This is a genomic window from Pseudomonadota bacterium (assembly GCA_018817425.1).
Taxonomy (GTDB): Bacteria; Desulfobacterota; Desulfobacteria; order Desulfobacterales; family RPRI01; genus RPRI01.
This window is the reverse complement of the sequence record JAHITX010000024.1, coordinates 81093-95862: the sequence shown is the minus strand read 5'-3', so window position 1 is coordinate 95862 and position 14770 is coordinate 81093. Positions and strand designations below refer to the sequence as shown.

Genomic DNA, 14770 nt, shown 5'->3' with positions numbered 1-14770 from the left:
CTAAATTATATATGCTCGAAAGTCAAGTTTGAAAGCATTGCCTTGGCTTCGCCTACTACATACAAAGATCCGGTTATGCATATTACATCTTCGGGTAAAGCTGTTGTGATAGCATAATCAATTGCATTCTTTACTTCGGAAATTATTTTAATATCTTTAACATAATTTTTGGAAACCGCAAGAAGTGTTTCCGGTTCCAATGCCCTGTCTATCTGAGGTTTGGTAAGAATAACCCTGTTTGCAACAGATAGTATGCTTTTTAATATGGACTTATACGGTTTATCATTCAGCATTCCTGTGATAACAGTTATATTCCTGCCTTTATATTCTTTGGATAAAAACTTTTTTAATGTTTGTGCGGCTCCTATATTATGGGCTCCATCAAGAATTACGCATGGAGAAGATGATATAATTTCAAGCCTTCCCGGCCAAATGGTTTGCTTAAGGCCTGCGCGAATGTGTTTTTCAGAAAGATCGATTTTATCTGCAAGCAGCTCACATGCTGCTAAAACAAGAGCGGCATTTTCGATCTGATGATCTCCATGCAGGCTTGTCTGCATATCCGGCCAGACATTTTTAATCCCAAAATATTCAAACGTCCCGTTTCCATTATTTTTGATTTTGAAATTATTCCCAAAAAGGTAGAAAGGAGCTCTTTTTTTAGAAGATATATTTTTTAGAACATTTATTGCGCTTTTTTGCTTTGCTCCTGTTATTACAGGTTTTCCTCTTTTAATTATGCCGCCTTTTTCGCCTGCAATTTGTTCAATTGTATTTCCAAGGTATGTTTTATGTTCAATAGAAATATTGGTGATAATAGTTATCTCGGGCTTTATAATATTTGTTGCATCAAGCCTTCCGCCCATTCCTGTTTCGATAACAGCCCAATCCACCTTTTCTTTACTGAATTCATATAAAGCCATAGCAGTAGAAAACTCAAAAAACGTTGGTTCGCGCAAACCCTTATGAACCTGATTTACCGCATTGTATGATTCAACAACATTTTTATTGGATATGAGCCGATTGTTTATTTTGATTCGTTCATTGAAACTTACAAGATGTGGCGAGGTAAACAGGCCGACTTTAAACCCGGCTTTTTGTAAAATAGCAGACAATGCAGATGCGACAGAGCCTTTCCCGTTTGTTCCTGCAACATGTATGCATGCATAATTGTTTTGGGGATTTTTCAATGCGCCAAGAATATTTTTTATTGTTCCAAGCCCAAGTTTAATCCCGAATCTTCTTAAACTATACATTTGGTTCAGGCAATCATTATAAGCCTTATTTCCCATAGATCTTTTCCCGGCACATTAGGGTTAATACAAAAAGCCCGGCAAAAACAGCTTTCTTGCCGGGCTTTTATTTTAAGATATCTTAACTTTATTTTCTGTATTTACTTCTGGAAATAGCTATTCTTTCTCTTCTTAAAGCTTCGCGCTGTTTGCGCCGCCTGAATTCGCTCGGTTTTTCATAACTCTTTTTTAATTTCAACCGCTTGAAAAGGCCGTCATTTTGAATCTTTTTTTTCAAAATTCGTATGGCTTTTTCAAGGTCGTTATCAAAAACCTTGACTTGGATTTCCTTCAAATTTTCTCGCCCCCTTCTTTACACCAGATGAATTTAGGCTTGTTAATCCTATTTCCGATGTTTTTTTACATATATATTTTGGCAAATTTTCTTTATATGTTCGTAAAAAATCAAATAACTATTTTCCATTTGGCGAGAAAGGGTTTTTCTCTACCGATGATTGAAACAAAACTTATGGATCTTTACGAGTCTTTCTTATTAACTTAATATTTATATCTAAGCAAGAAAAATTATCAACCCAAATGCAGCTTTTTGCAAATATATTTATAAGTCAAAACCATCATGAAAGTTTTGAAAGAAGATCTGCCTGCACCTCTTTTACGCCGGGGGTTCCGTCAAGTATGATGTATTTTAAAGAAGTTGCATTTTTGGCAAGATCTTTAAAATAATATGACGATGCAAGCGTGCCGTTGTTTGAGTCATAATATATATCATGGCGTTTGTTTATTGCAGCTTCATCCTGATCATCGGCTCTTGTCTTAAGACCGCCTCCGCATACACGGCATTTATCACCATTTGGTTTAATTGCATCTATGTATATGTTATTAGGATGATTGTTATCATTTTCGCAAAGCCTGCGACCCATAATCCTGTTTTTTGCTATTTCCCGATCAAGAGTTATTTCAACTACTATATCAAGATTGATACCAGCCTTTTTCAATTCCTCGTCAAGCTTTATTGCCTGGTTTTTATTTCTGGGGAAACCATCTAACAGCCAGCCATTATTACAATCCGGTTGTTTCATTCTGTCAAGTATCATAGGAATCGTAATTTCATCCGGCACCAAATCCCCTTTGTCTATATATGCCTTTGCTTTTGCACCAAGTTCTGTTCCTTTTGAAATATTGTCGCGGAATATAGCACCTGATTCAATATGAGGGGTATTATATTTATCCTTCAAAATGGCTCCCTGGGTTCCCTTACCGCTACCGTTTGGCCCGAAAAACAAAATGTTCATTTAAATTCTCCTTTTCTTATTTCCTGGTGATATTTACACATTTATTAATATGAATGATTTTTCATAAAATCAGAAGTTAAAACAGTCTAAACAGATATTTTGCTTTAAATATAGAAATGATATAATAATGTCAAGTGCAAGAAACGGCGAAAATCTTAATAAACCTTATATAGCCAATTCTGTTTATGTGTTAACATATAAGACAGGCTTATAATCTGTTGCATATTTTTATATCTGCCTGAAATCCGGAAGCAGTTATTTGTAAAATATTGCCTTGGTTATCAATCTATTATAAAATGTGAGACAAAATTATTATCAAATCAATTGCTCAAATAAAAAAGGAGGAAGCTGATGCCATTTAAACAAAATCTCATAAATAAGATCCGAATAGATAAGATGGCAAATAAAGTGCTTAGCTCCATTGGGCCTCCGGATAGCGGGCATAAACTTGATAAGGAAACAATGCGAAGCATTATTTCCATGGTTAATTATCAGAAAAGAAATGAAAGAGACCTGGAATTATTTGTAGAAAATACTGATAATGATATTAAAAAGATCCTCGTTCTTGACAATGCACTGCCCTTATACAATACGACAGTAGATGATGTTGTTTTGCGCAAAAGCCCGACTATTAAGGAAATGATTAGTTTTCGTAATGCCCGCAAAATATTAAACGACTCAGATGTGCTTTTATGTAAAAAAGAAGACAGTGTAATATTTTTTCAAAATGAATATATTGCATTACTTGATCTGTCATTTATCAAATCGGATATACAGGATATTGAAAATGATGGCCGCATTTCTCTTGAAAGAGCATACAGCGACGGAATTGTTGAAACTCTTGGGTTGTTTTCAGAGCTTCTTGGATTTTCCCCGCTGCCGCATAATTTTTTAATTGCTAATCATATTGTAATCGGAGCATCAACTAAAAAGCAAAACGGAGAAACCCGCTTTGGCCCGATAGTTATTTACAGCATGATTCATAATACAATTAAACTGATTGATGAAAAAATAGGAATTCATGAAAAAGAAAAAATCGAACTTATTCACAAAATAGCATCCGGCAAGGAAAAAGCCTCAGAAGAAGGACCGGAAGTGTTTAAATATCTGACAAATATGGTGCTGATAAATAATCAACAATCGCTTTGATTTATTGCTATTATGAAAAATTGATCGGCTTTTGTTTGCAGAAAGGAATTTTTTCTTTTATATGATTGGCTTTTATATAGAAACAACTTAAAACCTGGTTTAAAATCAATCCTGCTTTATGACATACCTATTAAATTACTTCTACCGGCTGGGCTTTTGCCCTTGTCTTTCTCTTTGGCGCCGCCACCTTTTCAGGCAATGATGCCAGAGGCAACTTTTCTTCCGTCTGGATGCCTTTATCCGCTATTTTTTTTAATTGGTTTGTAATAGATTCTAATGCCTTTGCTTTTTTTTCTTCAGCCTCGGCTCTTCTTTCAGCAGCTTCTGCCATCCTTTTTTGGCTGTCTGCAATGCCTTCCATTATCTTGTTAAATGAAGGCAGATGCTCTGATGAAATAGTTTTAATAAAATTGTTTACATCCAGAGTTTCTTTACTTCTTTGCTTATCCTGGCCTGAATATTTTCCATCGTACGGTTTGCGATTTCTGTCAAATCGCTTATTAGTTCTAAGATTATGTAGAAAATCATCTACCATTATTAACCTCCTGAAAAAAATTATTAAAAAACGGGTCTTTTTGTTTTCAATGCCAAATCTGGAAAAACCGCAGTGTGCTATCGAAAGAAAAAGGATTTGCTTATTATTTACGAAAAGCGGATTATGATATTTACATTATAAATACCAATAAATAAAAGTCAAGAACTGGTTTAAAATAATGCAAAAAAAAGCAATTATTCACAGCAATAAAAATCTCTTTGCCCTGGATAATTGTTTCTGCTATGAAACAAAACTTGAGTTAAATATATAAATACAGGAGGGAATGATTGCTATGACTGAAATTATTGACATTAAGGCAAGAGAGATTTTGGATTCCAGAGGAAATCCAACAGTAGAGGTAGATGTATTCGTTGCCTGTGGAGCTATGGGCCGAGCGGCAGTTCCTTCCGGGGCTTCGACCGGAACACGTGAAGCTCTAGAGCTTCGTGATACAAAAGCAAAAAGATTTGGTGGCAAGGGTGTTACAACTGCTGTTAAAAATGTACTTACCACAATTGCTCCTGCAATCCGAGGCATGGATGCAGCAGATCAGACGGCGCTTGATAAGCACATGATCAAACTTGATGGAACTCCCAATAAGTCAAAATTAGGAGCCAATGCAATCCTGGGCGTCTCTATGGCTGCATGCAGAGCTGCAGCCGCTGCTTTAGGCATGCCCCTCTACCGTTATATCGGAGGCGTTAATGCACGATATCTGCCCCTTCCCATGATGAATATAATAAACGGCGGTGCTCATGCCTCAAACAATCTTGATATACAGGAATTTATGATAATTCCCGTTGGTGCAAAAAACATAGCGGAAGCTATTCGCATGGGAGCTGAAACTTTTCACAGCTTAAAAAAAATACTTAAAGACAAAGGCTTAAATACAGGGGTAGGTGATGAAGGCGGGTTTGCGCCTGATCTTTCTTCAAATGAGGAAGCTATTAAAAACATAATGCTTGCAATAGAAGCTGCCGGATACAAGCCAGGTGATGATATTGGAATAGGGCTTGATGCTGCCGCAAGCGAATTCTATAAAAAAGGAAAGTACAATCTGAGCTCTGAAGGCAAACTTCTTTCAGCAAAGCAAATGATAGATTATTATGAAAATTTGATTCATAAATACCCTATCTTCTCGATTGAAGACGGACTTGCAGAACAGGACTGGAAAGGCTGGAGTGCTATGACAGAACGTCTTGAGGCAAGCGTACAGCTTGTTGGTGATGATATATTTGTCACAAATCCTGCTATATTTGCAAAAGGCATAGAACAAGGAATAGCAAATTCCATACTAATAAAGCTTAATCAAATAGGAACCGTAACGGAAACGCTCGATACTATTGAAATGGCCAAACAGGCAGGGTATACAACCGTAATATCCCACAGATCCGGCGAAACGGAAGATGCATTTATAGCTGATCTGGCTGTCGGAATAAACGGAGGCCAGATCAAAACAGGGTCAATGTCAAGAAGCGACAGGGTCGCAAAATACAACCAGCTTGCACGAATTGAAGAAGAGTTGGGAGAAGGAGCGCTTTTTTCCGAAGAAGTACTATAAACAATGATTGAGGATTCAAGTATCCGTACTTCTTGAACCCTCGAATCATTACCCCCTGGAAGCTTTTTAGTTAACAACAAATCAGATACAAGAGGCGCTGATATGGGAAATGATACAAAGTATATTTTTGTTACCGGTGGTGTTCTTTCTTCTCTCGGAAAAGGGCTTGCTTCTGCATCTATAGGAGCTCTTCTGGAAAGTCGAGGACTTTCTGTTACTATTCAAAAACTTGATCCATACATCAACGTTGACCCCGGTACAATGAATCCTTTTCAGCATGGAGAGGTTTTTGTTACTGACGATGGCTCCGAAACCGATCTTGACCTCGGACATTATGAACGCTTTACAACAATCAAGTTGGGGCAGGACAACAACTTTACTACGGGAAAGATTTATTATTCCGTGATATCAAAGGAAAGACGCGGAGATTATCTGGGTGGGACAGTTCAGGTTATACCGCATATAACAGATGAAATTAAAAATGACATAAAACTGGTATCGGATGGGGTAGATGTTGTTATCGTGGAAATAGGCGGCACTATCGGGGATATAGAAAGCCTCCCCTTTCTTGAAGCCATACGTCAATTTAAAGCTGATGTTGGGAAAGAAAACGTTATTTATATCCATCTTACTCTGGTTCCTTATATAGCAACAGCCGGTGAAGTCAAAACCAAGCCTACACAACACAGCGTAAAAGAATTGCGAAGCATTGGAATTCAGCCTGATATACTTCTTTGCAGAACAGACAGATTCCTGTCTAAAGAAATAAAGGCCAAGATAGCACTTTTTTGCAATGTTGGCGTTGATGCCGTAATTACAGCAAAGGATGTTGAATCTATTTATGAAGTTCCACTTATATTTCATAATGAAGGGCTTGATGATAAAATCATAGAACTTTTAAAGATCTGGACAAGGGCACCTCGGCTTGACGCATGGGAAGATCTTGTCAGAAGGGTCAATTCACTTAAACATTCTGTCAAAATTGCTGTTGTAGGAAAATATACCAATCTTACAGAATCTTATAAGAGTTTGAACGAAGCTCTTTACCACGGCGGTTTCTCCAATGATTCCAAAGTAGATCTTTGCTTTGTTGATTCTGAAAATATAAACGCGGACAATTGCAAAGAAGTACTTTCTGATGCGGACGGCATATTAGTTCCGGGCGGATTCGGCTCGCGCGGAATAGAAGGAAAAATCCTGGCGGCCCAATATGCCAGGGTAAATAAGATTCCTTTTTTCGGAATATGTCTTGGGATGCAGCTTGCGGTAGTAGAATTTGCCCGAAATGTTGCACAAATGACATTGGCCAATAGTTCGGAATTTGACGAAAAAACCCCGTTTCCTGTTATATACCTTATGCTCTCATGGTATGATGAAAAAACCAAAACAACACAAACAAGAGATATAACTTCTGAAAAAGGCGGTACAATGAGACTTGGTGCCTATCCGTGTATTTTAAAGGAAGGAACTCTCGCTCAAAAGGCTTATGGCATAGGCGAAATTTCCGAAAGGCATAGGCACAGATATGAATTCAACAATGAGCTTAAACAAAAGCTCGAAGAAAACGGTCTTATTATAAGCGGAACTTCACCAAGCAAAGACCTTGTAGAAATAGTCGAAATCCCGGAACATCCCTGGTTTCTTGGATGCCAGTTTCATCCTGAATTCAAGTCACGTCCCATGAATACTCACCCTCTATTCAAGTCATTTATTGAAGCAGCATTAAAAAAGAAGCTTGCAGCACAATAGGTGTTAAGTATGGCAATCTGCTGCTTTGCCAGGGACATGAATCACTTGAGTTTTGATACGATAAATTCAGCCGTCTTTTCAGCTGATACGCCAAAGAGATCATCTAATTTGATCCAGTTCAGATAATTGTCATCCCAAGGGACGCTGTTTTCCTGAACAATATTTTTTATATGGTCATATTTTCCGCCAAGGGCTTTAATCTTTACAGGAAGAAGCACATTTTCTTTAAACGAAATATTTAACAAAAGAAGGTGTTCTATAACATTGGATCTTTGAGGAGAAGATGATATAACAGGAATTACAATTATGCTGCGATTATCTTTTCTTCCTTTTCCTATATAAACATTGCCGCTTTGGACAATAGTTTTTTTGGAGCCCTTAAGACGAGTATCCGATTCCACCCTTGAGGGGATTGATTTTAAGACACCCTCTTTTTTTTCCACTTGAATAGATGTATCATCAGTCAGTTCTCCAAGCAGATCCAGCTTCCCTATCCTGTAAAGAATATATCCATTAATATTAGATACTATTTCCTGTAGATTTTTTAATACTAATATATTCTTGTTTATAAGCTGAGACGGGTTCAGGCCGTTGTCAGATAACACATCAAACAAAATACCGTAAAGTTTTTCGCTTATACGGCTTGTTCCTACAGTAACTGTTTTAGCCTGATGCTTTATTGCATCTATAGGCCTTATCATAAGGTTTATAGATTCGCCCAAGACTTTAAAAAGGGTATCAAGCATGTTTTTTGCAGTTCCTTTTATCCCGAAATCAATTTCAAAATCGGAAACCGGAAGCTTGCCCGAAAGATACTTGCATAGTAAAATAAGACTTAAAGCTGCATCAAACCCAAGGATTGAAGGAAGCTGCTTTTCAGCTCTTCTTCTCCTGAATTCAGTGTAAAAATAAGCTATTTTCTCTCTGAAGGATTTTTCAAGAATCAGTTCATAGATATCTGTACCCTTTTCAAGCTGCCCATCTATAGTACTCTGCAATTCTTCTCTGAACCTGTATATAAAACTTGAGCCATCGTTTATCGACAAGGCTGCATAATATCCCCAGATATGTCCTGCAAGTGTGTTTAATATAGGCGACAGGTGCTGGCCAACCGCAGGAACATAAAAAACATCTTCAGCATACTGCTCAAATCTTTCCTCTCCCTCATCCGCAATAACAACCGGAGCAGCTTTATGGGCTTTGAATATAGCAGTATCTTTTACTATATCTCCGATTACATTTCCTCTTGTGCCGGCACTGCATATAATAATTAATGGTTCTGATGAAAGGTCTATATGTTTTTTATCTTCCACATAATCTGATGAAATTGTTTTATAACACAATTCACTTAATTTGATTCTTATTTCATCAGCCGAAGCCTTGTTCGGACCGCTGCCGACTGTTGCCCAATAAGTTTTAGTAACAGCAAGCCTTCTTGCTGATTTTTCAATCACTTCTTTCATCGAAAGCACTTTTCTCATGTGCGAAGATATTTCGAGAAGACTTCTGACCTCATCCGATACAAAATTGCCGTTTCTCCTCCCATTAATTTGAGCTATAAAAAGACCAAGAACTGCGCCGGCAACAATTTGGCAGTAAAAAGCTTTTGTTGATGCCACCGACATTTCAATATCTCTGCCGCTGCTGGTATAGATAACACCATCAACTTTAAAAGCTATATCCGAATCTCTTCTGTTTACAATCGCAAGAGTTTTAGCGCCTCTTTTTTTTACCATTTCTACAGCTCGGTTAGTATCCGTTGTTGTTCCGGACTGGCTTATTGCTACAACAAGGGTATCCGACATGCTGTTTGATATCTCTTCGGAATCGAGCATAAATCCGCTAAGTTCCGAAGCTTTATGTGCCCCAATATGAATCTGTGGATCATTTAGGTAGTAATTAAGAATATCTGAACAAGCCAGTGCTGCAACACCGGCTGTTCCCTGGCCTGCAAAAAGAATTCGTCTTATTTTCTTTTCGCTAAAAGCCTTTTTAACAGATTCCGGAAATTCTTTTTCTGAAAGAAAAGCAGAATACTTCTTTCCGTCAGCACTTGTTTTCCAACGGTTTAAAAGAGTTTTTTCAACCGATAAAGGCGATTCCGATATCTCTTTTAAAAAGTAATGGGGATAATTCTGACGGTCTATATCTCTTGAAGTAATGCCGGTATGCTTTAAATCTTTTTCTTCGATACAAACTTGCATTTTATCATAATACATTGCTTTTATACCGGAAATACCGCCACAAGATTCCTGGGATAATATAAAAATTTGCCCTTGTGTGCTTCCGTTATTGCTTTGTACAACTTTATCGCCTTCCATCTTAATATAATTTTGAGTCTCTTCTACGAATCCGTAAACTTCGGATGCAGGCATGTAGCTATCTTTTCCGATTCCTATAAAAAATGCCTGACCGCTTCCCTTATGTGCAAGATAAATTCTTCCAGGGTCAAGATTAGTATGCATTGTTATGGCATGAGATCCCTCAAAATCGTTTACTGCAAGACGAAATGATTCTTCAATATCAAACCCTTTACTCAAATATTTTTCAATCTGATGCGGTATAATCTTGGTATCTGTGGTTATCTCGCTGCCAAAAGAATTGCCGCAACTTTCATATTCTTTTTTTAGTTCAAGATAATTATCGATATCACCGTTTAAGCACACATGAATTATGCCATGTTTCCATGAACCGAATCCGGCTTTGCTTCCATCAACCGGATGACAATTTGCTTCCGTAATAGCACCCACCGAAGCCCAGCGGGTATGAGATGAAACTGTGTGATATTTATTTTTAAAAGAAACGAGTATTTGCAAAATCCGGTCATCTTTAATCTGATTTCGCAAAAAATTTATATTGTCTCCAAGGCTTCCTATCTCTGCTGCTACTTTATAAACAAGAGCCACACTTACAAGAGATTCCCCTGTTTTTTCTTCTGTTTTGCTTTTTGATATCCCGCCATTTAGCAGGATATCGCAGCTTGAACGTTCTTTTAAGCTTTTTGCCAGCTTCTTTTTGGTGATTTCTTTTTCAAATTTATTATATTCCCCGGTATCTAAAACAAACATCAAGGAAATACCGGCTGAATCACGGCCTCTTACTTCAAGCCGGTCCATACTGTTAAACACCGCATTTATATTTTTATAGATGGTAACTGATGAAAAATTGAAATTATTATCCGCAGCGCCTATCAGATTATAGACCTTTGAAACATTGTGTCCGATTTCGTTTGAAAGAATCCAAGAAACATCTTTAAGGTCTTCAATTCGTTTTGATATTGTTTCAACTGCCGAAGGCTCAAGAACTCCCATTTTTGCTGCAAGGATTTTTGATTCCGAATCAATAAGTTTGTTTATTCGTTTTGAAAGCTCAAAAATCTTGTTCTGAATATTTTTGTTTTCAAATATTGCAAAAAAGGATTCATTACTTTTTAATTCCCGAACGTTTGCAAGCAGGGATTCGACCGTATCTTTGCCGCAGAAATAATTTTCATCTAAAGAAAAATTGTTTTTTGTGCAAAGTTCAAATGAACGGGACTCAATTTTTTCTATGCTATTTTCAAGGGAGGCAATATCAATGTTTGCGGTAGATTTTTCACTTTTATTAAAAGAAATAATACATGCAATTCCGCAACATAAAACATTTTTAGGGCATGGGAAAATAATAATAGAAAAATCAGGGGTCTTTGCCGGGTCTTTGCCAAAATAAACATCGGCTAAAAGCAAAGCCGTAATTATTCCAGATGCTTTTTTCATGAAGCCGGAAAACATATAGTAATATTTAGGTTTTATTATTTTATTCTTAAAATATTTAATAAGGTGCATAAATTTATAACTCCTATACACAAAATGATCTCAGAGCCAGTTTCAAAACGCCCCATTTTGGCCGATCTCTGCGTTGGGCTCAAATTTCAATCCTCGAAATACTCTATGTATTCCTTTGGTTGAAATTTTCTCCCGCCTTGAGCTTGACCAAACTGAAACGTTTTGAAAGTGGCTCCTTAGATTAAAAAAAAGCCATAATTATTCAGATACTTTTTTTATCAATAATTTTTAATATCTTATTTATATCTTCAGGTTTGTCCACACCTATGCTTTCATACCTGGTTAAAACAACATGCACAGGAATGTCATTTTCAAGCAGTCTTAGCTGCTCAAGCTTTTCAGCTGCTTCAAGATTACTTGGCCCCAGAGAAACAAATTTTACCAGAGTATTCATCCTGAATGCATATAATCCAATATGGCCATAAAACTCCCCATCCTTACCGTCACGATAACATGGAATTGCCATACGCGAAAAATACAAGGCGTTTCCTGTTTTTGAAAACACCACTTTTACCTGATTAATATTTCCGGCTTCATTATTTTGGATCTTTCTTGCAAGAGTTGAAACAAGTATTTTGGGGGATGCAAAAGGTTTTACTATTTGTGTAAGCATATCAGGGTTAAGAAGCGGCTCATCTCCTTGAATATTCACAATTATGGAATTATCGGGAAAATTTAATAATTGTGCGGCTTCCAAAACCCTGTCTGTTCCGCTGGGATGATCTTTTCTGGTTTCAACTACCGGAACATCAAGGGCTTTTGCAGCAGAAACTATGCGCTTGTCATCTGTTGCAAGAACAACCTTTGAAAGTTCCGGGCATTTTCTTGCGTTATTAAATACATGCCAGAACATAGGCTTTCCCGCAATATCGGCAAGAGGCTTTCCCGGAAATCGGGTTGATTCATAACGAGCCGGAATAATACCGTAACATTTATACTTTTTGTCCATTGATATTTTATTTATGAAATTTTATGCGAAAATAGGTTCATTGATTTGCTGTACCTTAACTTCCAATACGTTTGAGCTATCAAATTCATATCTTAAATTAATCAAATAAGCAAGAAAGCCGTCAAACTTTAACTATTGACGGCTTTCTTGCTTATTTTTTTGAATTTACCATGGAGGCACTAAATGTATGATAAACATTTCTCAAATTTTTAATAAATTATTTATCTCTGAAATCGATCAGATTATAGGAAGCAAAAAAAGATGCTTTTATAAAGCTTTATATATAATACATTTGACAGAGTTGTAAAAAGAGTTCTATACAAGAAACGAGAAAAAATTATATCAGTGAATTTATTTAAATAGAGAAAAATATATCCGATTTACAATGAAAGTCCTTTTAGTAAGACCACACGCATATCTGCCAACCTCACGGTGGCTTCAGTCCATGTTGTTGCTTGAACCCTACGCTCAGGAACTTATTGCCGGAGCTATACAGCCCCCACATGATGTAAAAATCTGTGATCTGGCAGTTGAAAAACACCCGATAAAAGCGTTTACACAAGTACTGAAAAAATACCATCCCGACTTTATTGGTTTCGGAGGCTTTTCCGGGCAGTATCAAATCAATCGGAAACTGGCGGGTATATCTAAAGAGATTATGCCTGATGCTTTGACTTGCCTTGGCGGTATCCATGCTTCCAGTTATCCTACAGATTGCAAGGCTCCGGAACTATTTGACCTCATTGTTAGGGGAGACGGAGTTTCAGCCATTAAGGTCATCTTAAAAGCAATGGAAAACGGAAAGCCTGTTCCTGAAAGTGAATGGATTATACCCACAAATTCTCCAAATTTTGACCACCTGGCTTCCCAGACACCGCCGCCGATTCATCCTGATGGTATTAACACCCGTCCTAGGCGTGATCTGATAGATATATCGAACTATTACTGCATCTGCTACGGCGAACCCAAGCAGAAGATGAAAACTCTTTTTCCTAAGATCGCATGTGTAAGAACAAGCGTGGGCTGCCCGAACCGTTGCAGTTTTTGTGTTGTTCACTTTCTTGCGAACGGCAAATACCTCCAGCGCAGCATAGAAGATGTAGTTGATGAGATTGCATCACTTCCTCAGGAATATATTTATTTTGTTGATGATGAAACTTTTATAAATGCCAAGCGAATGACACAGCTTGCCGAAATGCTTATAGAGAGAGGAGTAAAGAAAAAATATCTCTCATGGGCAAGAAGTGATACAATTTGCAGGCATCCGGATCTTTTTGCTTTATGGAAAAAAGCCGGCCTCGAACTTGTTTATGTTGGTTTCGAATCGCTGGAAGAAAAGAATTTGACGGGATACAACAAAAAAGCAACCCCCGATCAAAACAGAAAAGCAAGACAGATACTGCGGGATCTTAATTTAAACATTCATGCCGCATTGATGGTAAATCCTGATTTCGATAAAGAAGATTTTGAAATCCTTCATAAGACGATAGAAGAACTTGCACCTGCTGAATATGCTTTCACAGTTTTATCTCCTCCGCCGGGAACGAAAGCTTTCAATGATGCAAAAGATACTTTTATTTGTGAAGACCCTTGTCTTTATTACGATTGCCTTCACACCATTTTGCCCACTAAACTGCCATTAAAAACATTCTATCGCTATTTTTCAATCCTTTACGGAAAAGGCGCAGCCAGAATTCCACCACGCATAAACAAGGTCAAAGTGCCAATCAAAGATTTTGTAAAATTATTCTGGCAAGGAATCAAGTTTGCCCGTCATCTTCACGGAATGTATCGTGATTATGACAGGAAATACTGGTGATGTCATCTTCTTGATCGATCCAACTGCTAAATTCCTTATACTCGCTATCCAAAAATTTATTTAGATAATATTGAGCTTCCCACCGAACCGATTCCTGGCGTATTGTGGCTTTTAGCAATAATATTATTAAAATTATCAGACTTAATTACTAAATTATATGGGTTTGAAATTATCAATTGATTACCAGATGGGTTTTATTGATATTCATGAATCAATAGCTTGCAGCTTGGCGGCCAGCCACCTTATTATAGCTCTTTTTTTTGTGATATTTGTTGCTGATTACAGTCTCATCCAAACTTTTGATAAGAATCTATAGAAAAGCTTTTGGTTTATTGTTTATTATTGAGTAAAACCGAAAAGTAGGGTTTATTTAATTTTTTTACAAGTGTTTCAAACCTGACTTGTTTGTTTTTTTATCTTTCAGGCAGTTAAATGCTTCCATTGTTTTTTGCTTTGTAGCTTCAATGCTTCCGCTGTTATCAATTACTATTGTGGCATGTTGTTTTTTTTCTTCTATCGGCATCTGTGAATGAATCTTATGCATTGTATCAGTTTCGGAAATTGAGTCTCTTTCCATAAGTCTTTTTAACTGGATTTCTTCAGGTGTATAAACAAGGATCACATCTTCAAACCTTGTAT

11 protein-coding genes are annotated in these 14770 nt (G+C 37.1%); 4 read left to right on the top strand and 7 right to left on the bottom strand.

The genetic code is table 11. The features are described 5' to 3' along the window. Nucleotides 1-5 precede the first annotated feature (5 nt). The 3 genes from KKC46_05830 to KKC46_05820 form a co-directional block, all read right to left on the bottom strand. Complete coding sequence (locus KKC46_05830) at nucleotides 6-1292, bottom strand: bifunctional folylpolyglutamate synthase/dihydrofolate synthase (GenBank protein ID MBU1053335.1); 1287 nt, start codon at nucleotides 1290-1292, stop codon at nucleotides 6-8. Between the two features lie 88 nt (nucleotides 1293-1380). Next, complete coding sequence (rpsU, locus tag KKC46_05825) at nucleotides 1381-1587, bottom strand: 30S ribosomal protein S21 (protein MBU1053334.1); 207 nt, start codon at nucleotides 1585-1587, stop codon at nucleotides 1381-1383. A gap of 280 nt (nucleotides 1588-1867) precedes the next feature. Then, nucleotides 1868-2545 (bottom strand): adenylate kinase, encoded by a 678-nt coding sequence (locus KKC46_05820; GenBank protein ID MBU1053333.1) that lies wholly within the window; start codon nucleotides 2543-2545, stop codon nucleotides 1868-1870. A 351-nt stretch (nucleotides 2546-2896) separates the two neighbouring features. Here KKC46_05820 and KKC46_05815 point away from each other — a divergent pair, with 351 nt between their 5' ends. After that, entirely contained in the window at nucleotides 2897-3694 is a 798-nt protein-coding gene (locus tag KKC46_05815; GenBank protein ID MBU1053332.1) for a hypothetical protein, read from the top strand. Between the two features lie 130 nt (nucleotides 3695-3824). On the opposite strand, the gene KKC46_05810 is transcribed toward KKC46_05815, so the two are convergent. Continuing rightward, nucleotides 3825-4229: a hypothetical protein gene (locus tag KKC46_05810; protein ID MBU1053331.1), complete on the bottom strand. Its 405-nt coding sequence runs from the start codon at nucleotides 4227-4229 to the stop codon at nucleotides 3825-3827. Nucleotides 4230-4521: 292 nt separating this feature from the next. Between KKC46_05810 and eno the strand changes: the two genes are divergently transcribed. Further along, the gene (gene eno, locus KKC46_05805; GenBank protein MBU1053330.1) at nucleotides 4522-5790 is read left to right on the top strand and encodes a phosphopyruvate hydratase; all 1269 of its coding nucleotides are present in this window, start codon (nucleotides 4522-4524) and stop codon (nucleotides 5788-5790) included. Between the two features lie 102 nt (nucleotides 5791-5892). Continuing rightward, the gene (locus KKC46_05800; protein ID MBU1053329.1) at nucleotides 5893-7539 is read left to right on the top strand and encodes a CTP synthase; all 1647 of its coding nucleotides are present in this window, start codon (nucleotides 5893-5895) and stop codon (nucleotides 7537-7539) included. A gap of 41 nt (nucleotides 7540-7580) precedes the next feature. Here KKC46_05800 and KKC46_05795 read toward each other — a convergent pair whose 3' ends face one another. Together KKC46_05795 and kdsB are read right to left on the bottom strand one after the other, a co-directional pair. Beyond that, on the bottom strand, nucleotides 7581-11294 hold the full coding sequence (locus KKC46_05795) for an SIS domain-containing protein (protein ID MBU1053328.1): 3714 nt from the start codon (nucleotides 11292-11294) through the stop codon (nucleotides 7581-7583). Between the two features lie 271 nt (nucleotides 11295-11565). Next, nucleotides 11566-12312 carry a 3-deoxy-manno-octulosonate cytidylyltransferase gene (gene kdsB, locus KKC46_05790; GenBank protein MBU1053327.1) on the bottom strand — a complete coding sequence of 249 codons (747 nt, stop codon included), beginning with the start codon at nucleotides 12310-12312 and terminating at the stop codon, nucleotides 11566-11568. A gap of 445 nt (nucleotides 12313-12757) precedes the next feature. Between kdsB and KKC46_05785 the strand changes: the two genes are divergently transcribed. After that, nucleotides 12758-14131 carry a B12-binding domain-containing radical SAM protein gene (locus tag KKC46_05785; protein ID MBU1053326.1) on the top strand — a complete coding sequence of 458 codons (1374 nt, stop codon included), beginning with the start codon at nucleotides 12758-12760 and terminating at the stop codon, nucleotides 14129-14131. Nucleotides 14132-14510: 379 nt separating this feature from the next. Here the strand turns inward: KKC46_05785 and KKC46_05780 are convergent, their stop codons facing one another. Then, the gene (locus KKC46_05780) at nucleotides 14511-14753 is read right to left on the bottom strand and encodes a dephospho-CoA kinase (GenBank protein ID MBU1053325.1); all 243 of its coding nucleotides are present in this window, start codon (nucleotides 14751-14753) and stop codon (nucleotides 14511-14513) included. Nucleotides 14754-14770: the final 17 nt, after the last annotated feature.

Coding starts and splice junctions, on each gene's coding strand:
- eno (MBU1053330.1), top strand. CDS start 4,522: ATGACTGAAATTATTGACATTAAGGCAAGAGAGATTTTGGATTCCAGA.
- KKC46_05795 (MBU1053328.1), bottom strand. CDS start 11,294: ATGAAAAAAGCATCTGGAATAATTACGGCTTTGCTTTTAGCCGATGTT.
- KKC46_05815 (MBU1053332.1), top strand. CDS start 2,897: ATGCCATTTAAACAAAATCTCATAAATAAGATCCGAATAGATAAGATG.
- KKC46_05785 (MBU1053326.1), top strand. CDS start 12,758: ATGTTGTTGCTTGAACCCTACGCTCAGGAACTTATTGCCGGAGCTATA.
- KKC46_05800 (MBU1053329.1), top strand. CDS start 5,893: ATGGGAAATGATACAAAGTATATTTTTGTTACCGGTGGTGTTCTTTCT.
- kdsB (MBU1053327.1), bottom strand. CDS start 12,312: ATGGACAAAAAGTATAAATGTTACGGTATTATTCCGGCTCGTTATGAA.
- KKC46_05820 (MBU1053333.1), bottom strand. CDS start 2,545: ATGAACATTTTGTTTTTCGGGCCAAACGGTAGCGGTAAGGGAACCCAG.
- KKC46_05830 (MBU1053335.1), bottom strand. CDS start 1,292: ATGGGAAATAAGGCTTATAATGATTGCCTGAACCAAATGTATAGTTTA.
- KKC46_05810 (MBU1053331.1), bottom strand. CDS start 4,229: ATGGTAGATGATTTTCTACATAATCTTAGAACTAATAAGCGATTTGAC.